This is a genomic window from Haladaptatus sp. DYF46, assembly GCF_021083305.1.
In the GTDB taxonomy this organism is placed as follows: domain Archaea; phylum Halobacteriota; class Halobacteria; order Halobacteriales; family Haladaptataceae; genus Haladaptatus.
Window position 1 is genome coordinate 1,061,339 of sequence record NZ_JAJFAY010000001.1, and the last position, 19,550, is coordinate 1,080,888.

Sequence of the window (19,550 nt, forward strand, 5' to 3'; positions counted from 1 at the left end):
AAGTATAATCCCTCACGGTCTGTCAGGTCCGTATGGACGAACCCTCGAAACCGTTCGGACCGGACCGCCAGCGAGAGGTGTACGCGGGGGGAATGCTCGCCGACCAAACGCCGGACCTCCCGGCCTCTCCCGACGAACTCGCCGACCTCGCACGGGAACACCTCTCCCCGGAAGCCCACGCCTACGTCGCGGGGTCCGCCGGGTCCGAAAGTACGCAGGACGAGAATCGCCGCGCCTTCGACCGCTGGCGAATCGTCCCGCGGATGCTCCGCGACGTGTCGGAACGCGACCTGTCGGTCGAAATTTTGGGGCGGACGCTTCCCGTCCCGGTCATGCTCGCGCCGATAGGCGTCCAGTCCATCATCCACGAGGAGGGCGAACTCGCAACCGCGCGGGCCGCCGCCGACCTCGACGTGCCGCTCGTGTTGAGTTCGGCGTCGTCCGAGACGATGGAGGACGTGGCCGACGAGTTGGGTGACACGCTCGGTTGGTTCCAACTCTACTGGAGCGCCGACCGGGACGTGACCGCGAGTTTCCTTTCGCGGGCCGAAGACGCGGGCTACGAGGCCGTCGTCGTCACGCTCGACACGCCGATGATGGGATGGCGCGAACGCGACGTGGACCACGCCTACCTCCCGTTCCTCGACGGCGAGGGCGTGGCGAACTACCTCTCGGATCCGGCGTTCCGCGACGCGCTCGACTCGCCGCCCGAGGAGGACATGAGTTCCGCGCTCTGGCGGTTCACCGAAACCTTCGGGGACCCGTCGCTGTCGTGGGACGACCTCGATTTCCTCCGAGAACACACCGACCTGCCGATACTGTTGAAGGGAATCCTCCACCCCGACGACGCCCGCGAAGCGGTCGAACGCGGCGTGGACGGCCTCGTCGTCTCGAACCACGGGGGGCGACAGGTGGACGGCGCGATCGGCGCGCTCGATGCCTTGCCCGGCGTCGTGGACGCCGTCGGCGACGACGTTCCGGTCCTCTTCGACAGCGGGGTCCGTCGTGGGGCGGACGCGTTCCGCGCGATCGCGCTCGGTGCCGACGCGGTCCTGCTCGGGCGTCCCTACGTCTACGGTCTCGCGATCGCGGGACGCGAGGGCGTGCGGGAAGTGCTGCGGAACTTCCTCGCGGACCTCGATTTGACGCTGGCGCTGTCGGGACACACCTCCTTCGAGGACGTGTCCCGCGCGACCCTGCGCGAAAGCAAGGAGTGATCAGCGACCGAGGAAACCCTTTGAGGGTCGCGCCCGTAGCCATCACGGGTATGGGGGAAAACGACCGGGAGGAAACGGCCGACGGGGGGACACGGACCGTGATGATGGGAGAGGATTCCTACGACATCGAGTCGTGGGAGCCACGAACGCGGATGGACAGGCTCTCGCTTCGGCTGTACCACATCCTTTCCGAGGCGACCCGCGGCGTCACGCTCCTGCTCGCCCTGACGTTCGTCCTCATCGAACTCGGGTTGGTGACGACGACGCTCGCGCGACGCCCGCTTCTCGGGTTGCTCTCGTTCTTCTCCATCGTGCCCGCACTGCTCCTCGCGGCGTACATCTGGCGTGCCGACCCGACCGAACGCGAACCGATTCCGACGCTCGTCGCCACCTTCCTCCTCGGGGTGGTGTTCGCCACGTTCGCCGCCATAATCAACACCGTCGGAATGGGCGTGTTGTCCGGCGTCGGCGTGGAAACCCTCGCCATCGTGCCGTTCTTCTTCCTCGTCGTCGGACCGGTCGAGGAGACGGTGAAGTGGCTCGCCGTTCGGTTTCACGCGTATCGGACGCCGCACTTCCAGACGGCGGTGGACGGTGCCGTCTACGGGGCGATGGCAGGGTTGGGCTTTGCGACCATCGAAAACCTGACCTACGTCGTCGGGTCGGTCGGAATCCACGGCGGCACCGCCGTCACCGTCTCCGGCGTCGCGGTGACGCGCGCCATCGTCGGCCCGAACCACGTCCTCTGGGCGGCCATCTCCGGCTACTACCTCGGATTGGCGAAGATCGTCCCCACGAATCGCGGACCGATAATCGTCAAGGGAATCGCCCTCCCGGCGTTACTGCACGGGTTTTACAACTCGACCGCCGGGTTCGTGACGAACGTCCTCTCCGCGGTCTTCGGCGGCGACGTGTTGCTCTGGTTGCTCGTGTACGTCCTCGTCTTCTCGGGGTTGGTGGCGACCTACCTGTTCCGGAAGATTCGGCGATCACGGGAGTACTACGAGGACCAAGTGCGGTTGGGATGGCTGTAGCGGGCGACGTGTCATCGGCCGCACCGCTCTTTACCGTCATCGTGTTCCATCGTCCATGGTCAGCCTCGGCGGAATGACGGGAACCGGAAAACGGGTCGCCTCGGAATTTTCGGAGAAGAACGTGACGCTCATGGCGGCGGGTATCGCCTACAACGCGTTCGTCTCACTCGCACCGATACTCCTCTTGCTCCTCATCGTCGTCGGCGTCGTCGGCGGGGGACTCGAAGACAGAATCCTCGAACTCGCCGGGGGGTCGCTTCCCGGACCCATCGCCGACGTCATCAGACGGGTGTTCCAATCGAATGCGTCCGCGGGCGGCGCGTCGCTCATCGGACTCGTCGTCCTCGTGTGGGGGTCGCTGAAGATATTCCGCGGTCTCGACACGGCCTTCTCGGAGATTTACGACACCGAGACCGGGAACTCCTTTCTCGACCAAGTGAAGGACGCGCTCGTCGTTCTCGTCGCACTCACGGTCGCCATCGTCGCAACCGTGGCCGTCAGCGCGGTGTTCGGCGCGTTCGCGGACACCGTCCCGTACCTCGGTTTCGTCACCCCGTTGGTGCTCGTCGCCGGTCTGGTCCTCGCGTTCTTTCCGATGTACTACGTCTTTCCGGACGCCGAACTGGAGTGGCGACAGGTCCTGCCGGGAACCGTCTTCGCGGCGGTCGGATGGGCCGCGCTTCAAGCGCTCTTTCAGGTGTATTTAGCGTCCAAGGGCGATAGCTCCGCCAGCCTGTTCGGCGGCGTCATCGTCGTCGTCACGTGGCTGTACTTCTCGGGGCTCGTCCTCCTGCTCGGTGCGGTCATCAACGCCGTCCTCGGCGGGTACTCCGGGGCGGATGAGGAGGCCGAGGATGGGACCGAACGCGAAGCGTCGTTGACCCGCGACGAACTCGCGGTCTACCTCCGTGACCTCCGCGAGGGAGTCGCAGGGCGTTACGAGCGGATTCGTCCGGCCGCGCCCGACGACCGGAAGGAATTCACCCGACCGACGGGCCACATCGACGTGACCGAGGGGGAGGTTTCCACGGACGACGGGACGGAGCGCTTCGTGACACTCCGCTGGCGCGTCCCCACGGAGGAAGCGGGCGACGATTCCGTCGCGCCGAAAAGCGACACCTCCTCGTAGCCGTATTCTCGTAACGAAGCGACGTGTGCGACGAGGAACGCGGACTATCGCCATCACTACTCGTTCGAGGTCACGGGGACGTACCGCTACTGGTATCAACCACACGAGAAGATGGGGATGGTCGCCGATACAGTCATCGAGAGATAGGTCGCGTCGGAGAAACGGGTCGCCGAGAGGAGGAGCGGACCCGCTTCCCGAAACCATGAACAACGAAACCGTTCGTCCGTGAACGGTCACGATAGGGCTGGTGAACGCCAGCCAGCCTAACTATCAGACCACAGTACTATCAAATTTTCTATCAGTGCTTCGCTACTGTTGTTGCAGTTCGAACTTCTGCACTTTTCCCGTCGTCGTCCGGGGCAGTTCGTCCACGAACGCGACTTCGCGCGGGTGTTTGTACGCCGCGAGTCGTTCGAGACAGTACTCCTGAACCTCGTCTTCGGTCACGTCCGCGTCCGGCGTGAGGACGACGAAGGCTTTGACCGTCTCGTTCCGTCGCTCGTCCGGGATGCCGACGACGGCGGCGTCCGCGACGGCGGGGTGTTCGAAGAGGAGTTCCTCGACTTCGCGCGGGTAGACGTTGTAGCCCGCCGTGTTGATCATGTGCTTCTTGCGGTCCACGACGTAAAAGAAACCGTCCTCGTCCCAGTAGCCGATGTCGCCCGTGTGGAACCAGCGCTCCCCGTCTTTCTCGGTGAACGCCGCCGCCGTCGCGTCCGGGAGGCCCGCGTACCCGGCCATCACGTTCGGTCCGGTGATGACGATTTCGCCGGTTACGTCGTCCAGTTCGGCGTCGTCCTCGGCGAGGGGTCCCTTCTCCACCGGCGGTAACTCCTCGAAGTCGTCGTCCACGATTTGGGCGCTGACGCCGTCGATGGTCGTCCCGATACTGCCGACCCGGCGGCCCTTGTCGGGCGTGTTGAAGTGCGTGACGGGACTCGTCTCGGTCAGGCCGTAGCCCTCGTATATCTTCGCGTCGTACAGTTCCTCGAACCGTCGGAGCACTTCGATGGGAATGCCGCCGCCGCCCACGCCGGCGAGTCGGATGGACGAGAGGTCGAAGTCCGCGGCGTTCGGTTGGTTGATGATGTCGTTGTACATCGCGGGGACGCCGTGCATCAGCGTCAGTTCCGCATCCTCGATGAGCGACAGGGCTTGCTGGGCGTCCCACGTCGGGAGCGGGTAGAAGGCACCGCCGCTGAACAGGGTCCCGTTCATACACACCGTCATCCCGTAGATGTGGAAGAGCGGGAGGACGCCCAGGAGGGAGTCGCCCGAGTCGATTCCACCCGGCGCGAGGGCCGCGGACCCGTGCGCGTTCGAGGTGAGGTTGTGGTGGGTCAGTTTCACCCCTTTCGGCGTTCCGGTCGTCCCGCTGGTGTAGGGTTGGACGGCGAGGTCATCGTCCTCCCGCGGTACGATTTCGCCGTTACCCTCGGCGAGGAAGTCGCCGAAGGACGTCACGCCCTCCGCATCGCTTTCGCCGACGGAGACGACGTACTCCACGTCCGAATCTTCGCGGACCGCCTCCACGACGGGAACGAGGTCCGGGAGGGTGACGACGACCTTCGCGCCGCTGTCCGAGAGGAGGTGGCTGATCTCTCGCGTCCGATACTGCGGGTTCATCGGGACCACGACGCCGCCCGCCGCGAGCGTCCCGTGGAACGTCAGGACGAACTCCGGGACGTTGGGCAGGTAGACCGCGACCCTGTCGTCCTCGCCGATACCGCGTTCCTCCAACCCGGCAGCGAAACCGCTGACCTGCTCCCAAAGGTCGTCGTACGTCAGCGTCCGCGCCTCGGTGACGATGGCCGGGGCGTCTGTGTAGTCGGAAACCGTGTCCGCAACCGACTCGGTAAGATTTACCATGTCTAGGTATAACGTGGACCCTCATTATAAAACATCATTGGAAAATCCTGTTCTATGGATTGCCTTTTTCTCTTTTATGTGTCTTTCGGTGGTTCCTACTCACCGACTATCTTGCACGCAGTTCTTGATAGATGGATACAATAACCGTCCATGCAACGACGCGCTGTCGCAGTGTACTCCACGTTTTTCCTGTTAGTCGCGACGGGAGCGTTCGTCGCGCTCTCGACGACACCACAACCGGTGGCGACGATGGAACAGCCAGACCGGACGGTTTCCACCGGGGACGCGTTCTCCTTCGGGGACCGACGGTACAACGTTACCGACGTCAGTGCGACGATAAAGGACGGAAAACTCGTCCGCTCCGCGAGCGCTCGATGGACGAACGAGTCGGCGACGTACACCGAAACGTGGGAGAACAACTCGACGGTTTCCCGCCGAAACATCACGTATCGCGTGCTGATTCCGAACGAGTCGAACGTCGCGCAAGCGACGCTCCGGGAGGTCCGGAACCTGAGCAATGGGACGAAGACGGTGACGCGGGACAACGTGACCTACGTCGTCACGAACGGAAGTTCCGGTAACAAGACGCTCGTCCCGGAAGACGAGTACAAACGCGAGCAGTTCGGAACGCCACGGACCGTACGGTTGTCGGGCGGAGAGACGCTCGAATACGCCAACAACAGCACAACCGTGGCGAACATCAGCGAGTCCGGCGTCGAAATCGAGTGGACGGCACCCCGAACGACCAGCGTCCAACTCGGAACGACGAGTGCCCTCACGACGACACTCATCCGTGGCGGAACCCCACGAGAGATGCACTTTCCCGCCGGAACGACGGTGACGCTCGACGGCGAGGAGTACGCCGTCCACTACCCGAACAACAGTTCTGTGGAACTGTCGAGCGACGTCGAGGCGTATCAGTCCCAAATCGACACCGTGAAGCACCAAAACAAGCGTCTCGCGGGGTTCTGGGGGGTGTTCATCCTGAGCCTACTCGCGGCAACTCTCCTCGCGATGCTCGGCTACCTCCCGTCCAAAGGGTAGTCGAGGGTTCGAACCACACAGAGTGGGTTCGACGGTTAAGTGAACGCACCCCATCCGTCCGGTATGTACGTTCACTGGCACCGCCGCGACCTCCGGGTCGAAGACAACCGGGCGCTCTCGTCGAGCGACCCCGTGCTTCCGGTGTTCGTCTTCGACGAGGAAGTCCTCTTCCACGCGGCCCCGCCTCGCGTGTCGTTCATGCTGTCCGCGCTCGACTCCCTCCGTGACGAGTATCGGGAACGCGGTGGCAATCTCCTGTTCCTCCGGGGCGACCCGCGCGAGGAGATACCCCGAATCGCGACGCGGTGTGACGCGGAGTGCGTGGTCTGGAACCGGGATTACTCCGGGTTGGCGAAGGCACGCGACGCCGACGTTCGGGACGTGCTGGCGGATGCGGGCATCGAACGACGGGCGTACCACGACGCGCTGTTACACACGCCGGGGACCATCACGACGAATCAGGGCGACTACTACTCCGTCTACACCTACTTCTGGAAGAAGTGGCGCGACCGGGAGAAGGACGCGCCGTTCGACGCGCCCGACGAAATCGTCGTTCCGGACGAAGTCGCGGAGGACGGAATCGAAATTCCGACGCTCGCCGACCTCGGGTTCGAGGAACCGGAAGGGACGATTCCGCCCGCCGGGACCGAGGCGGCCCGCGACCTGCTCTCGAAATTCTGCGAGCGCGACGCGTATCGATACGACGAGGCGCGCGATTACCCCGCCCGCGAAGCGACGTCCCGGCTTTCGCCGCATCTGAAGTTCGGCACCGTCGGTATCCGGGACGTGTGGAAGACGACCGAGCGGGCGAAAAACGACGCGGGGAACGAGGACGAGGCCGAATCCGTCGAGGAGTTTCAGGGTCAACTCGCGTGGCGGGAGTTCTACGCGCACGTCCTCGACGACGATCCATCCGTGGTCGTGGAGAACTACAAGGATTACCGGTACGATATCGCGTGGCGCGACGACCCCGACGGCGTGCAGGCGTGGAAGGACGGCGAAACTGGCTATCCCATCGTGGACGCCGGGATGCGCCAACTCCGCGAGGAGGCGTGGGTGCACAACCGCGTTCGCATGATAGTCGCCTCCTTCCTGACGAAGGACCTGCTCGTGGACTGGCGCGAGGGCTACGACTGGTATCGGCGGAAACTCGTGGATCACGACACCGCGAACGACAACGGCGGATGGCAGTGGGCGGGGTCCACTGGCACGGACGCCCAACCGTACTTCCGCATCTTCAACCCCATGACGCAGGGCGAACGCTTCGATTCCGATGCCGAGTACATCAAACGGTTCGTCCCCGAACTGTCGGACGTTCCCCCGGAGAAGGTTCACGAGTGGACCGAACTCGACCCGGACGAACGCGAGGACCTCGCACCCGAGTATCCCGCCCCTATCGTGGACCATTCGGAACGCCGCGAGATGGCCATCACGATGTTCGAGAACGCAAGAGGGTAAACGGGAAGCGGAACTTCACGGAAGTTCCGTTCACAACCGTCGGTATCGTCGGTAGTCCTTTTTGAACGGAGATGGATCGGCGTCGTTCATCGTCGTCGGCCGAAGCAACCGTCGATTGTGGAACCGTTGTCGTCGTTATCGGGGATGGCCCGTTTCCGTGGACCGAATCAGTAACTCTCGTAACCGTCGTGGTAATGGAGAGAACGGCGAGTAGCGGCCATCTTCTCCCGGTCAACGGTGGCGGGGATTGAAATAGAGATTTCTCGATGGGGGAAGACAGCGGTGTGCTCCTTCCCTACGACGAGATGAACGGGAATGGGGCCACACCCGTGGAGACACTCATGAGAAAGACACTCAAGATACTGCTCGCGATGACGGTCGTCGGAAGTCTGTTCGCGCTCGGATTCGCCGGAAACGCGGCGGCGTACGCCGAGGACAATCAAGTACAGATAAACGGACAAGCGGCGGTCTCGGACGTGCATCAAGATCAGGCCGTCCTGCAGGGGAACTACAACGAACAGGACGACAACGTCGCCATCTCGGGCGCTCTCAACGCGAACTTCCGTGACAGCGCGGACGGCAGCGGTGCCGAATCCGGCAACGCCGTTGCGATTCAGGCCAGCGCTCAGAGCAACGACAACGCACAGGTCGCGTACTCGAACGCTCAGAACGTCAACTGGCAGAGCCAGGACGACTGATCGGAATCGCCGATTCATTCGGTCTACCTGACGACACCTATTTTTCGAGGACGTGTTCCATGTCGGTTCGTGCGAAGACGAGCGACGGTCACACGCATAGACGCTTCGCCTCAACATTTAACACGACGACCGTTGACCACCTTTCGGGGGTTACCAATGGCAACCTACGAACTACCGGAACTACCGTATAGCTACGACGCACTGGAGCCGAGTATCGACGCACACATCATGGAACTGCACCACGACAAACACCATCAGGGCTACGTCAACGGTGCGAACGCGGCGCTCGATACGCTCGAAGAGATGCGCGAGAACGACGAATGGGGCGACGTCAAGGGCGTCGAACGCAACCTCGCGTTCAACCTCGCCGGACACATCAACCACTCCGTCTTCTGGGAGAACATGTCCCCGGACGGGGGCGGGGAACCCGGCGGCGACCTCGCCGACGCGCTCGACGCCCAGTTCGGGTCGTTCGAGGAGTTCAAGACGCACTTCTCGGAGGCCGCGAAGGGCGTCGAAGGCTCGGGATGGGGGATGTTGCTCTACGACCACGTCGCCGACATTCCCATCGTGAGCATGGCCGAGAACCACCAGAACCAGTATCCGTCCGCGACCCCGTTACTCGTTCTGGACGTATGGGAACACGCGTACTACCTCCAGTACGAGAACAACCGCGGCGAGTACGTGGACAACTTCTGGGACGTCGTCAACTGGGACGACGTGGAAGAACGCTACGACGAAGCGAGCGGGATGTAACGAGAGGCCGTCCGAAATCGGAATATTTTGCCGTCGTATCGTGCCGTATGTTAGCTAACTTCTCCTCAAGGTTTAACAGCCAAGGGGAGATATAGTTAGTGGAGGTAATACATATATGGCAGAAAAATCGAACGCGGAACTACCACCGCTCCCGTACGACTACGACGCGCTGGAACCGCACATCTCCGAGCAGGTCCTCACGTGGCACCACGACACGCACCATCAGGGCTACGTAAACGGCCTCAACAGTGCCGAAGAGACCCTCGCGGAGAACCGCGAGTCCGGCGACTACTCCGGCACGGCGGGTGCGCTGGGTAACGTGACCCACAACGGCTGTGGTCACTACCTCCACACCCTCTTCTGGGAGAACATGGACCCGAACGGCGGCGGCGAACCCGAGGGAGAACTCGCCGACCGCATCGAGGAAGACTTCGGTTCCTACGAGGGCTGGAAGGGCGAGTTCGAGGCCGCCGCGAGCGCCGCGGGTGGCTGGGCACTCCTCGTCTACGACCCGGTGGCCAAACAGCTACGCAACGTCAAAGTCGACAAGCACGACCAGGGCGCACTCTGGGGTAGCCACCCGATTCTCGCGGTGGACGTGTGGGAGCACTCCTACTACTACGACTACGGGCCGGACCGCGGTGACTTCGTGGAGAACGTCTTCGAAGTCATCGACTGGGACAACGTCGCAGAACAGTACGACAACGTCGTATCGCGGTTCGAATAAGCCCGAACGCACCGATTTTCTTTCGAATAGTCGATCTCCGAACAGCGGGTGCTATTCGGTGTCCGACGAGATCACGGGGACCGTGTAGCCGGACGCGATATCCGTGACGTGTTTGTAAAGCGATTCGTAATCGTATCCGTTGGGTTGCTGGTCGAGGCTGGCGAACACGCCGACGTGTCGGTCGTCGTCGTCGAAGAACATCCGGAACTGCTCGAAGTCGTCGAACCCCCTAACGGTGTACTGGTAGGTGGCGTAGTACAGTTGGTCGTAGGTGTCCTGCGTGATGAACCCGAACCGCTCGTTGTCGATGAACTTCGCCACATCCACCGCTTCGAGTTTGTCCGCGACATCTTCCCGGAGAAATAGCATCTCGTAGTCGGATTGGTCGAACAGCCAAATATCCCGGAGGGAGTTCCCGCCGAATTCAGCGAAGGCGGAGACGAGGGCCTCTTTTGTCTCGCTTCCCGATTCCTCATCCATGTCGTTTTCTATCTTGAACGCTCTATTATAAAAACTCGGTTATAATTTTCTTTCGTTATATTTAACACGAGAGGTGAAGAACGTATCTCGGGAACCGTCGGACGATTCGGGAGGTTTTACGCCCGGCCGGTCCTACGTTGAGCCATGCCGAAACCAAAGGACGAGTTCGAGCAGTTGTATCCCTGTGACTTCTACGAACCGGACGAACTGCTCGACGAGGACACGATGTACTCGGTCTACGAAATCGCACGCCTCCTTCAGGGACTCGACGCGGACGCCGAAATCGACGTCGAAACGGAGGACATCCTGCTCGATTGGGCGATTCCGTGGGTGATGCGAAACTCCGAAGAACTCGTGGTCGGCGAACCGCCGAGCGACGAGGAACCGGGCTACTACGGTCTGAAGACATGACGCTCCTCGTGGCCGGCGGGGACCGCGTGGACGCCGGGAAGACGACGTTCACGGTCGGTCTCCTCGCGTACATGGACGGTATCGGGTTCAAACCGCGCGCAGGCAACGACTTCTGGTTCGACCACGACGACGCCACTACCGCGCTCCGCGACGAGCGACTGTACGGCAAGGACGCGAAACGACTCGCGCACGCGAGCGGGGGAGACGTCGCGCCCGAAGCGCTGAATCCGGTGCATCGACTCTGGCGGCCCGCGCCCGGCAAGGGAACGGGACTCCTCGGTCAGTCGGGACGCGAGTTCCTCGTGGACCGCGTCGGAGACGGCTTCGTCGTCAACGGAACCGTCTCGCTTCCCGACATCGTACGCGAACGGCTTCCGCTTTCGGACGCCGTGGTGGTCGATTCCCTCGCGGAACTGAACGACCAGACCGAGCGTCGGTACCTCCCACACTTTCGAGCGGTCGCCGAACGCATCCGAAGCGAGGACCGCACGGTCGTGGAGTCCTACAGCGACATCGCCCGACCGATTCAGGGCATCGAATTCGACGCCGTGGCCGTGGTCGAACCCCGCCGCGTTCGGGTGTACGACGGCGCGCGCTACGCGAAGGCGTGTGAGGTCGCGGACAACAGCGTCCACGACGGAACGATGGAAAAGCGCGTGGAGGACGTGGTGGAATTCCTCGACCCCGCGGAAACGACGACGCTCGAACCGCTGTCGAAGGCGGAGCGTGATGACCCCGAAAAGATAGCCGACGTGTACGAGGACGCCTACGAGGCGTTGCTGTAGCGCCGACGGCTATCGCATCCGCGCGGCCTGTGACGCCAGTTCGACGTCGTGGTACGGGTCCGTCGTCACGCTCGTCCCGTGGCCGACGTGCATCTCGCGCAGGTCGTCATCGACGGTGTCGAGGACGCGGTCGATGCTCTCGATGAGCGCGGACCGGTCCCCCTCTTCGAGGTCGGTTCTCCCGAACCCGCCGTTCGGGAAGACGAGGTCGCCGGCGAAGAGGACGTCCGCCGATTCCGAGTAGAAACAGAGGTGGTCGTTCTTGTGGCCCGGCGTGTGGAGCGCGCGGTACTCGTCGTCGCCGATGGTTACGACGTCCCCGTCCTCGATGGCGACGTCGACGCCGGGTTGGGACGTGTCGAAGCCGAACGCTTCGACGTCGTAGGCGTCTTTGATCGCTTCGAGGTTGCCGACGTGGTCGGGGTGGGTGTGCGTGACGATGACCGCGTCGAGGTCGTCCACGGCGTCTTCGACCTGCGCCACGGCGTCGAAGTTCGACCCGGTGTCCACGAGGACGGTTCGGTCGCCGTCCACGAGGAACGCGTTGCTGGTGAACGCCTGCACGCCCGCCGCGATGTTTCGAATCATGTCGCGGCGTAGGAGTGGCAGGGGTTTCGTGCTTTCGTTCGGGGAAAGGTGCGGCGCGTCGTCGGTTCACTCCTCGGCGAGTTCGTCGAGGAGCGTGTCCAGACTGTAGCTTTGGAGGACGCGGTGGGAGTCACGCAGCGTGGAGATGACGAACGTGGAGTTCGTCCTGTCCACCTCCTCGATGCTCTCGAAATCGCCGATGAGTCGTTCGACCATCTCGCGTCCGGTGAGGTGTGCGACGACGATGAAGTCGGTTTCCCCCATCGTGAAGTACGCCTGCGTGACGCCCTCGATGTCGAGTATCTTCTCGCCGAAATCGCGGTACGAGCCCGTGTAGTCGGCGAACACCTCCACGACGACGGTGACGCCGAGGCCGAACTCCTCCAAGTCGATGTCGTAGAGGTCGTTTTCGATGACGCCCGCCTCTCGAAGGTTGTTCAGGCGGTAGTGGATGGTCGAGACGGGGATGTCCGTCTCCTCGTGTAGTTTCTCGGGACTGCCGGTTTCCAGGTCCGAAATAGCCTTGAGCAGGGTGACGTCGCGTTCGTCCATTGATTCCGAACTATACGTCGGTCATACTTAACGTCTGGAGTTCGCCGAAAGCCGGGAAAATATCTATTCGAAAGGAAAGTCCTTCACGATTCAATAATAGGAATTGAGTCTAATCAATCTCAGTTCTTTTGCTTGAGAATCAGTATCAGTGGAAATGTTTGTAGAAGGGTTTAACAGTGTGCGCCTAATAGGATTGGATAGAAATCTATGATTCAGACGAAACTTGGTAGATACCTACCGATGAACGGTGTGATGTTTGCATTATTGGCGCTGTTCTGGGGCGGCTCGTTCGTCTCCATCGACGTGGGGCTTCACCACTTCCCGCCGCTCCTGTTCGCCGCGGTTCGCTACGATGTGGCCGGCCTCCTCATCCTCGGCTACGCGACCGCCACGACGGACCGCTGGAAACCGAAGCACAAAGGCGACGTGCTCGCGGTTCTCACCATCGGCGCGTTCGTCATCGCCGGTCACCACAGCCTCCTCTATCTCGGACAGGAACACGTCCCCGGCGCGCTCGCCGCTGTCGTCGTCAGCCTCTCCCCGGTTCTGACCGCAGTGTTCGCGAGCGCCCTCTTCGCCGACGAACACGTCACCCCGCTCAGTGCCGTCGGCCTGCTCTGTGGCGTCGTCGGCGTCGCAATCGTCGCCAATCCGACGCCCGCGAACCTCCTCTCGACCGACGCGGTCGGTATCGGCCTCGTCTTCCTCGCGGCCGCGAGTTTCGCCCTCGGGTCGGTCCTGAGCCAACCGTTCGAAACCGGCATCTCGGTGCCCGCGCTACAGGGTTGGTCCATGCTGTTCGGGTCCGTCCTGATTCACGCGGTCAGTCTCGGCACGGGCGAATCCCCCACGGCGATCGATTGGTCGCTGCCCGCCGTCGCCTCCCTGACGTACTTGGTACTCGTCTCCGGCGTCGTCGCGTTCCTCATCTACTTCCACCTGCTGGACGCCATCGGCGCGACCGAACTCAACCTCGTCGGCTACCTCGAACCGGTCGTCGCCACGCTCCTCAGTTGGGTGGTTCTCGGCGAACTCGTCGCCAGCACGACGGTCATCGGCTTCGCCGCCATCTTCACCGGCTTTGCGCTGCTGAAACGCGACGTCCTCTTCGACTTCGTTCGCACGTCGCCGAACGCCGGGCGGGCGTAACGGGAACGGGCGACCACGAGACATCGCGGCGTTCGTGTGTCGTATGGTGTCCCCTCCGTTGCCCCGACCCCACATGACTTTTCGGTCCCCCTTCCGTACGTCATCCTATGGCAACACGTGACGCGGGTGACCCGGTCCGCGACGAACGCGCGAACTACGACTATCACTCCGATTCCGATACCGTAGCGCGCACGGGATTGGTCTCCGACCTCGTGACGCTGATCGACGGCGAGGTCCGCTTCGACGAATACTCCCGTCAGTTGTACGCGACGGACGCGAGCGCCTACCAGGTGACGCCCATCGGCGTCGTCTTCCCCACGTCGACGGACGACGTGGCGGCGGTGATGGAGTACTGTGCCGACCGCGAGATTCCCGTCCTCCCGCGCGGCGGCGGGACCAGCCTCGCCGGCCAGACCGTCAACGAGGCCGTCGTGCTGGATTTCACCCGGCACATGGACGCGCTGCTCGATTTCGACCCGGACGAGAAGACCGCCCGCGCCCAACCCGGAATCGTTCTCGGGGAGTTGAACCGCGCGCTGGCCGACCGCGATTTGAAGTTCGCACCCGACCCGGCGTGGGGCGACAAGAGCGCCCTCGGCGGGGCCATCGGGAACAACTCCACGGGGTCACACTCGCTGAAGTACGGGAAGACGGACGCCTACGTCGAGGAGTGTGAAGTCGTCCTCGCGGACGGCACCGTGACGACGTTCGGCGACGTGACGCTGGAGGAACTCCGCGAGGGCGCGGAGGACGATTCACTGGAAGGCCGCATTTACGCGGAAGTGCTCCACATCGTGGAGAACGAGACGGACGCCATCGAGGAGGTGTTCCCGAACCTCAAGCGGAACGTCTCGGGATACAACCTCGACAGACTCGTGGAGGAAGCCGAGGAGGGACACGTCAACCTCGCCCGCCTGCTCGCCGGAAGCGAGGGGACGCTTGCCATCGTCACGGAGGCGACGGTGAGCCTCGAACCCATCCCCGAGACGAAGGCCATGGCGCTGTTGACCTACGGGAGCCTGAACGACGCGATGGAGGACGTCGCGCCGATTCTCGAACACGATCCGTCGGCGGTCGAAGTGCTCGACAACGTGCTCATCTCGCTCGCCGAGGACACGGAGGAGTTCAACGACGTCGTGGCGATGCTTCCCGACGGAACCGATTCGGTCCTCCTCGTGGAGTTCTACGCGACGGACGACGAGGACGGTCGGGAAAAGGTCTCGAAGCTTCGGGCTGACCGCGAAGGGGTTCGGGCGCTGAACGCGATGGAAGCCCACGACGACGAGGAGCGCGCTCGCTTCTGGAAACTGCGGAAATCCGGCCTGCCGATTCTCCTCTCGCGGACGACCGACGCGAAGCACATCTCGTTCATCGAGGACAGCGCGGTTCCGCCGGAGAACCTCCCCGAGTACGTCGCCGACTTCCAGCAGGTGTTGGAGGACAACGACACGTTCGCCAGCGTCTACGCCCACGCCGGACCGGGGTGTCTACACGTTCGTCCGCTCATCAACACGAAGAGTCCCGCCGGGGTGAACCAGATGGAGGCCATCGCAGACGCCGTCACCGACCTCGTGGTCGAATACGGGGGAAGCGTCTCGGGCGAACACGGCGACGGCCGCGCCCGAACCCAGTGGAACCACAAACTGTACGGCGACCACGTGTGGAACGTCTTCCGCGACCTGAAGTCGGCCTTCGATCCCGATTGGCTCCTCAACCCCGGACAGGTCTGTGGGTACGATAAATCGGAGGATTCGCCGTCGCGCGCGAAGGCCGTGGACATGACCGAAAACCTCCGGTTCGACCCCGACTACGAGTTCGATTCCGGGTTCGACCCCGTCCTCAACTGGGAGAACGAGAACGGCTTCGAGGGGATGGTCGAACTGTGTCACGGCTGTGGCGGTTGTCGTGGCGGGCAGGAAACCACCGGCGGCGTGATGTGTCCGACCTACCGCGCGGCGGACGAGGAGATCACGAGTACCCGAGGGCGGGCGAACATGCTCCGACAGGCCATGAGCGGGGAGTTGAAGGCGGCGAACGCCGCCTCCTCGGAGCGGGCTTCGACCGCGGAGACGGACGAGGAACAGTTCGACGTGGAGTTCATGCACGAGGTGATGGACCTCTGTATCGGTTGCAAGGGCTGTGCGAAGGACTGCCCGTCGGAGGTGGACATGGCGAAACTCAAGGCCGAAGTCGAACACGAGTATCAGAAGCGACACGGGAAAACCGTCCGCGACCGCATCTTCGGCAACATCGACCGCCTCTCCTCGCTCGGCAGCACCTTCGCGCCCGTCTCGAACTGGGCGACGGAACTCCCCGGTGCGAGGTTTGTCGCGGAGGAACTGCTCGGCATCGCGAGCGAGCGAACCCTGCCGACGTTCCACCGCGAAACCCTCGAAGACTGGTTCGCGGAGCGGGGGACCCGCGTTTCGGAGGAGGACGCGACCCGCCGCGTCCTCCTGTTTCCCGACACATACACGAATCACAACCACCCGGAGGCCGGGAAGGCGGCGATTCGCGTCCTCGAAGCGGCGAACGTCCACGTTCGGATTCCGAACGATGTGGCCGGAAGCGGACGACCGGCGCACTCGAAGGGAATGCTCGATACGGCCCGCGAACAGGCCGAGACGAACGTAAACGCGCTCTCTTCGTTCGTCCGTGACGGCTGGGACGTCGTGGTGGTCGAACCGTCCGATGCGGTCATGTTCCAATCGGATTACCTCGACCTGCTTCCCGTGAACGAGGCGTCCGGGTCGTCGAGCGGCCAGTACACCGAACCGCGCTCCGCCGACCCCGATGCCGGCGGACTCCGTACCGAAGCCGAACGTTTGGCCGCCAACACCTTCGGAATTTGCGAGTACTTCGACACGTTCGACCTCGACCTGCCGCTCTCCGGCGAGGGGTCGCTGACCTACCACGGCCACTGTCACCAGAAGGCGACGAAGAAGGACGATCACGCGGTGAACCTCCTCCGCGCGGCGGGGTACGAGGTGGACGCCCTCGACAGCGGCTGTTGCGGCATGGCGGGCAGTTTCGGCTACGAGGCCGAACACTACTCGATGAGCAAGGCAGTCGGGTCGATTCTGTTCGAGCAGGTGGAGGAAAGCGACGGAGCGGAAGTCGTCGCGCCCGGAGCCTCCTGTCGTACACAGCTCGGCGACTGGCAGGGCGAGGAACCGCCACATCCCATTCAGAAGGTCTCCGAGGCGCTTCGATAGTCGCCGACGTGCGCCGGGGCGCTCCGAGAGGTAGACGCGTCGTTCCGGGAGTTGGACTGTGTACGGATGCTTTCACCGGACTGCGGAACGGCGAGAAGCGTTTTACCGCTCGCTCGCGTCGCCGTACACAGTGCGGCCATGGAGATTCCATCGCAGCATTCACAGCACAGACGGGCCGAAGAGCTTCCGCTGGTGACGGATTCCGCGAGGGTAGCGGAGGTTCGCGCCCTCGACGAGGACCGAACCGAGCGCGTGGTCGAACGTGCCGCCGAACTCCTCGACGTCCACGGGCGGGAGAAGTGGGCGGAGAGAGTCGAAGCTGAGGACGCCGACTGGGACGAACTGATATCCGTGATAGAGGACGAAGAGCGGGGTCACGAGAACTTGCTGACGGAACTCTCGTCGCTGAAGGACCGCTACCAGCGACCCTTCTCCTCGCTGATGAGCGTCGTCGTCGAGATGGACGAGGAGTTCGACTTCGTTCCCGGCCAGTACGCCACGATGCGTTACGAGCACACGCCGCGTCCCTACTCCATCGCCAGTTCGCCGAACGCGGAGGGCATCGAACTCTGTGTTCGACGGGTTCCACACGGGCGATTCACGTCGAAGCTGTTCGAGGACCTCTCGGAGGGCGACCGGGTGACGGTTCGCGGGCCGAACGGCGACTTCGTCCTCGAAGAACCCTCCGGTCGGGACATGGCGTTTCTCGCCACTGGGACGGGCGTCGCGCCGCTCCGGAGCATGATCAAGTACTCCTTCGAGGAGGGGCACGACGAGTACGAGGGAGAACGACGCGACTTGTGGCTCTTTTTGGGCGCGTCGTGGAAGGACGACCTGGCCTATCGCGAGGAGTTCCGAGCGTTGGACGACGAACACGAGAACTTCCACTTCGTCCCCACCTGCTCTCGCGAGGAGTACCTCTCGGACTGGCCGGGCGAAACCGATTACGTCCAGCAGACGCTCGTGAAATACCTCGATAAGACGGTGGAAGGAAACCTCTCCGACGACCTCGCGCGGTACGCGACCGAACCGGCCAACGACATCGACGCGCGAATCGACCCGGACAACCTCGAAGTGTACGCCTGCGGGGTGAACGCGATGGTGTCGATGCTCGCCGGCGCGGCGAAGGACCTCGGCGTTCCCGAGGACCACGTGCAGTACGAAGGGTACGGATAGCGTCGCCGTCCCGTCTCACCCTGCCGGGACCCGGAGGGTTATCACGGCAGCGGTCTCACACCGCTCATGCTGGTACTTCGCGGTGCGGATATCGTAGACGTGACCGGAATTCGGGAGGCGGACGTTGCAATCGAAGACGGAACCATCGCCTCGATGGGAGACGTTCCGGACGCGGACGAAGAGATAGACGTGAGCGGGAAGTTCGTCGCGCCGGGCCTCATCGACTCACACATCCACGCCTCGATGGACGGGCGGCCGGACGTTACTTCGTTGAACCACGACAGCGAGATGATGCTGTCCTATAGCGCGACGGCGAACCTCCGTGATGCGCTCCACGCTGGCGTGACGACCGTTCGTGACCTCGGTTCGCCGACGACGCTCGCGCTCGACGCAGCGACCGCGGTCGAATCGGGGCTCATCGAGGGGCCGCGCATCGTCGCCTGCGGCCAGAACGTCGTGATGACCGGCGGCCACGGTCACTGGATCGGACGCGAGGCGGACGGCGAGGCGGAGGTGAAAAAGGCGGTGCGAGAACAGCTCAAGCGTGGTGCAGGTGTGATCAAGTGCATGGCGACCGGCGGCGTTCTCACGGAGGGTGCGGTCACGGGGTCGCCGGAACTGGACCGAGCCGAGTTGAACACGCTCGTCGAAGCTGCCGCCGCGAAACACACCCCGACGGCCGCCCACGCACACGGAACGGAAGGTATCAAGAACGCCGTCCGGGCCGGTATTTCGAGCATCGAACACGGAACGTTCATGGACCGCGAAGCGGCGGAGATGATGGCCGACCGGGGGACGTACTTGGTTCCCACCGCAAAGGCGCTCCACGGAATCGTCGAACAGGGAACGGAGGCCGGTATTCCGCCCCACGCGGTCGAGAAGGCAGAGGAGGCGGCAGGGGCCTTCGAAGACGCCTTCGAGTACGCGCTCGATGCGGGTGTGACCATCGCGATGGGAACCGACGCCGGAACGCCGTTCAACTTCCACGCCGACATCCCGAAGGAACTCGAACTGATGACCGAGTACGGGCTCTCGCCGGAGAAGGCACTGGAGTCGGCGACGGTCAACGCGGCAGACCTTCTCGGTCTATCGGACGTCGGACTGGTCGAAGAGGGCTACCGTGCCGACCTCGTCGTCCTCGATTCCGACCCCCGTGAGGACGTGACGACGTGGCAGTCGCCCGAACATATCGTGTTCAATGGTAACATGGTTCGTTGACGGCCTCACGTCACAAGGTCTTTTATATCCGGCCATGGACGATA

The 19,550-nt window shown here is 63.1% G+C and carries 19 protein-coding genes; 14 read left to right on the forward strand and 5 right to left on the reverse strand.

The annotated features are described in order from the left end of the window. The first annotated feature begins 32 nt into the window (after positions 1-32). The 3 genes from LJF34_RS05985 to LJF34_RS05995 are packed head-to-tail and all read left to right on the forward strand — an operon-like array spanning position 33 to position 3,380. Positions 33-1,217 (forward strand): lactate 2-monooxygenase, encoded by a 1,185-nt coding sequence (locus tag LJF34_RS05985; protein WP_231183905.1) that lies wholly within the window; start codon positions 33-35, stop codon positions 1,215-1,217. Between the two features lie 50 nt (positions 1,218-1,267). Then, positions 1,268-2,251 (forward strand): PrsW family glutamic-type intramembrane protease, encoded by a 984-nt coding sequence (locus tag LJF34_RS05990; protein ID WP_231183907.1) that lies wholly within the window; start codon positions 1,268-1,270, stop codon positions 2,249-2,251. Between the two features lie 55 nt (positions 2,252-2,306). Then, positions 2,307-3,380, forward strand: a complete 1,074-nt coding sequence (locus LJF34_RS05995; protein WP_231183909.1) for a YhjD/YihY/BrkB family envelope integrity protein — start codon at positions 2,307-2,309, stop codon at positions 3,378-3,380. 309 nt (positions 3,381-3,689) lie between these two features. On the opposite strand, the gene LJF34_RS06000 is transcribed toward LJF34_RS05995, so the two are convergent. Continuing rightward, positions 3,690-5,249, reverse strand: a complete 1,560-nt coding sequence (locus LJF34_RS06000; protein WP_231183911.1) for a long-chain fatty acid--CoA ligase — start codon at positions 5,247-5,249, stop codon at positions 3,690-3,692. 150 nt (positions 5,250-5,399) lie between these two features. Between LJF34_RS06000 and LJF34_RS06005 the strand changes: the two genes are divergently transcribed. The 5 genes from LJF34_RS06005 (at position 5,400) to sod (ending at position 9,932) form a co-directional block, all read left to right on the forward strand. Continuing rightward, entirely contained in the window at positions 5,400-6,293 is an 894-nt protein-coding gene (locus tag LJF34_RS06005; protein ID WP_231183913.1) for a hypothetical protein, read from the forward strand. 63 nt (positions 6,294-6,356) lie between these two features. After that, positions 6,357-7,751: a deoxyribodipyrimidine photo-lyase gene (locus tag LJF34_RS06010; RefSeq protein WP_231183915.1), complete on the forward strand. Its 1,395-nt coding sequence runs from the start codon at positions 6,357-6,359 to the stop codon at positions 7,749-7,751. A 341-nt stretch (positions 7,752-8,092) separates the two neighbouring features. After that, positions 8,093-8,449: a hypothetical protein gene (locus tag LJF34_RS06015; RefSeq protein ID WP_231183917.1), complete on the forward strand. Its 357-nt coding sequence runs from the start codon at positions 8,093-8,095 to the stop codon at positions 8,447-8,449. A 156-nt stretch (positions 8,450-8,605) separates the two neighbouring features. Continuing rightward, on the forward strand, positions 8,606-9,205 hold the full coding sequence (locus tag LJF34_RS06020; protein ID WP_231183919.1) for a superoxide dismutase: 600 nt from the start codon (positions 8,606-8,608) through the stop codon (positions 9,203-9,205). Positions 9,206-9,320: 115 nt separating this feature from the next. After that, positions 9,321-9,932, forward strand: a complete 612-nt coding sequence (gene sod / locus LJF34_RS06025; RefSeq protein WP_231183921.1) for a superoxide dismutase — start codon at positions 9,321-9,323, stop codon at positions 9,930-9,932. A gap of 51 nt (positions 9,933-9,983) precedes the next feature. Here sod and LJF34_RS06030 read toward each other — a convergent pair whose 3' ends face one another. Beyond that, on the reverse strand, positions 9,984-10,412 hold the full coding sequence (locus LJF34_RS06030) for a hypothetical protein (RefSeq protein ID WP_231183923.1): 429 nt from the start codon (positions 10,410-10,412) through the stop codon (positions 9,984-9,986). Between the two features lie 144 nt (positions 10,413-10,556). Between LJF34_RS06030 and LJF34_RS06035 the strand changes: the two genes are divergently transcribed. Both LJF34_RS06035 and LJF34_RS06040 read left to right on the forward strand, forming a co-directional pair. Beyond that, positions 10,557-10,823, forward strand: a complete 267-nt coding sequence (locus tag LJF34_RS06035; RefSeq protein ID WP_231183925.1) for a DUF5827 family protein — start codon at positions 10,557-10,559, stop codon at positions 10,821-10,823. Then, positions 10,820-11,608: an ATPase gene (locus LJF34_RS06040; RefSeq protein WP_231183927.1), complete on the forward strand. Its 789-nt coding sequence runs from the start codon at positions 10,820-10,822 to the stop codon at positions 11,606-11,608. The genes LJF34_RS06035 and LJF34_RS06040 overlap by 4 nt, the downstream gene beginning before the upstream one ends. Positions 11,609-11,617: 9 nt before the next feature. Here the strand turns inward: LJF34_RS06040 and LJF34_RS06045 are convergent, their stop codons facing one another. Next, complete coding sequence (locus LJF34_RS06045; protein ID WP_231183928.1) at positions 11,618-12,196, reverse strand: MBL fold metallo-hydrolase; 579 nt, start codon at positions 12,194-12,196, stop codon at positions 11,618-11,620. 66 nt (positions 12,197-12,262) lie between these two features. Then, complete coding sequence (locus LJF34_RS06050) at positions 12,263-12,748, reverse strand: Lrp/AsnC family transcriptional regulator (RefSeq protein WP_231183929.1); 486 nt, start codon at positions 12,746-12,748, stop codon at positions 12,263-12,265. A 252-nt stretch (positions 12,749-13,000) separates the two neighbouring features. Between LJF34_RS06050 and LJF34_RS06055 the strand changes: the two genes are divergently transcribed. Further along, a complete protein-coding gene (locus tag LJF34_RS06055) occupies positions 13,001-13,897 on the forward strand; it encodes an EamA family transporter (RefSeq protein WP_231183930.1) in 897 nt (298 codons plus the stop codon). 107 nt (positions 13,898-14,004) lie between these two features. Beyond that, positions 14,005-17,112 carry an FAD-binding and (Fe-S)-binding domain-containing protein gene (locus tag LJF34_RS06060; RefSeq protein WP_231183931.1) on the forward strand — a complete coding sequence of 1,036 codons (3,108 nt, stop codon included), beginning with the start codon at positions 14,005-14,007 and terminating at the stop codon, positions 17,110-17,112. Here LJF34_RS06060 and LJF34_RS06065 read toward each other — a convergent pair. Beyond that, complete coding sequence (locus LJF34_RS06065; RefSeq protein WP_231183932.1) at positions 17,085-17,252, reverse strand: hypothetical protein; 168 nt, start codon at positions 17,250-17,252, stop codon at positions 17,085-17,087. The two genes, LJF34_RS06060 and LJF34_RS06065, sit on opposite strands and share 28 nt — an antisense overlap. Between LJF34_RS06065 and LJF34_RS06070 the strand changes: the two genes are divergently transcribed. Then, positions 17,251-18,288 (forward strand): FAD-binding oxidoreductase, encoded by a 1,038-nt coding sequence (locus LJF34_RS06070; protein WP_231183933.1) that lies wholly within the window; start codon positions 17,251-17,253, stop codon positions 18,286-18,288. The genes LJF34_RS06065 and LJF34_RS06070 overlap by 2 nt on opposite strands. Positions 18,289-18,354: 66 nt before the next feature. Next, positions 18,355-19,506: an amidohydrolase family protein gene (locus tag LJF34_RS06075; protein WP_231183934.1), complete on the forward strand. Its 1,152-nt coding sequence runs from the start codon at positions 18,355-18,357 to the stop codon at positions 19,504-19,506. The last annotated feature ends 44 nt before the right edge of the window (positions 19,507-19,550 follow it).

Bases quoted from the DNA above. Each gene is read 5' to 3' on its own strand.
- LJF34_RS06055 (WP_231183930.1), top strand. From the start codon at position 13,001: ATGTTTGCATTATTGGCGCTGTTCTGGGGCGGCTCGTTCGTCTCCATC.
- LJF34_RS06075 (WP_231183934.1), top strand. From the start codon at position 18,355: ATGCTGGTACTTCGCGGTGCGGATATCGTAGACGTGACCGGAATTCGG.
- LJF34_RS06000 (WP_231183911.1), bottom strand. From the start codon at position 5,249: ATGGTAAATCTTACCGAGTCGGTTGCGGACACGGTTTCCGACTACACA.
- LJF34_RS06050 (WP_231183929.1), bottom strand. From the start codon at position 12,748: ATGGACGAACGCGACGTCACCCTGCTCAAGGCTATTTCGGACCTGGAA.
- LJF34_RS06070 (WP_231183933.1), top strand. From the start codon at position 17,251: ATGGAGATTCCATCGCAGCATTCACAGCACAGACGGGCCGAAGAGCTT.
- LJF34_RS06040 (WP_231183927.1), top strand. From the start codon at position 10,820: ATGACGCTCCTCGTGGCCGGCGGGGACCGCGTGGACGCCGGGAAGACG.
- LJF34_RS06065 (WP_231183932.1), bottom strand. From the start codon at position 17,252: ATGGCCGCACTGTGTACGGCGACGCGAGCGAGCGGTAAAACGCTTCTC.
- LJF34_RS06035 (WP_231183925.1), top strand. From the start codon at position 10,557: ATGCCGAAACCAAAGGACGAGTTCGAGCAGTTGTATCCCTGTGACTTC.
- LJF34_RS06020 (WP_231183919.1), top strand. From the start codon at position 8,606: ATGGCAACCTACGAACTACCGGAACTACCGTATAGCTACGACGCACTG.
- sod (WP_231183921.1), top strand. From the start codon at position 9,321: ATGGCAGAAAAATCGAACGCGGAACTACCACCGCTCCCGTACGACTAC.
- LJF34_RS06005 (WP_231183913.1), top strand. From the start codon at position 5,400: ATGCAACGACGCGCTGTCGCAGTGTACTCCACGTTTTTCCTGTTAGTC.
- LJF34_RS05985 (WP_231183905.1), top strand. From the start codon at position 33: ATGGACGAACCCTCGAAACCGTTCGGACCGGACCGCCAGCGAGAGGTG.
- LJF34_RS06045 (WP_231183928.1), bottom strand. From the start codon at position 12,196: ATGATTCGAAACATCGCGGCGGGCGTGCAGGCGTTCACCAGCAACGCG.
- LJF34_RS05995 (WP_231183909.1), top strand. From the start codon at position 2,307: ATGGTCAGCCTCGGCGGAATGACGGGAACCGGAAAACGGGTCGCCTCG.
- LJF34_RS06060 (WP_231183931.1), top strand. From the start codon at position 14,005: ATGGCAACACGTGACGCGGGTGACCCGGTCCGCGACGAACGCGCGAAC.
- LJF34_RS05990 (WP_231183907.1), top strand. From the start codon at position 1,268: ATGGGGGAAAACGACCGGGAGGAAACGGCCGACGGGGGGACACGGACC.
- LJF34_RS06015 (WP_231183917.1), top strand. From the start codon at position 8,093: ATGAGAAAGACACTCAAGATACTGCTCGCGATGACGGTCGTCGGAAGT.
- LJF34_RS06010 (WP_231183915.1), top strand. From the start codon at position 6,357: ATGTACGTTCACTGGCACCGCCGCGACCTCCGGGTCGAAGACAACCGG.
- LJF34_RS06030 (WP_231183923.1), bottom strand. From the start codon at position 10,412: ATGGATGAGGAATCGGGAAGCGAGACAAAAGAGGCCCTCGTCTCCGCC.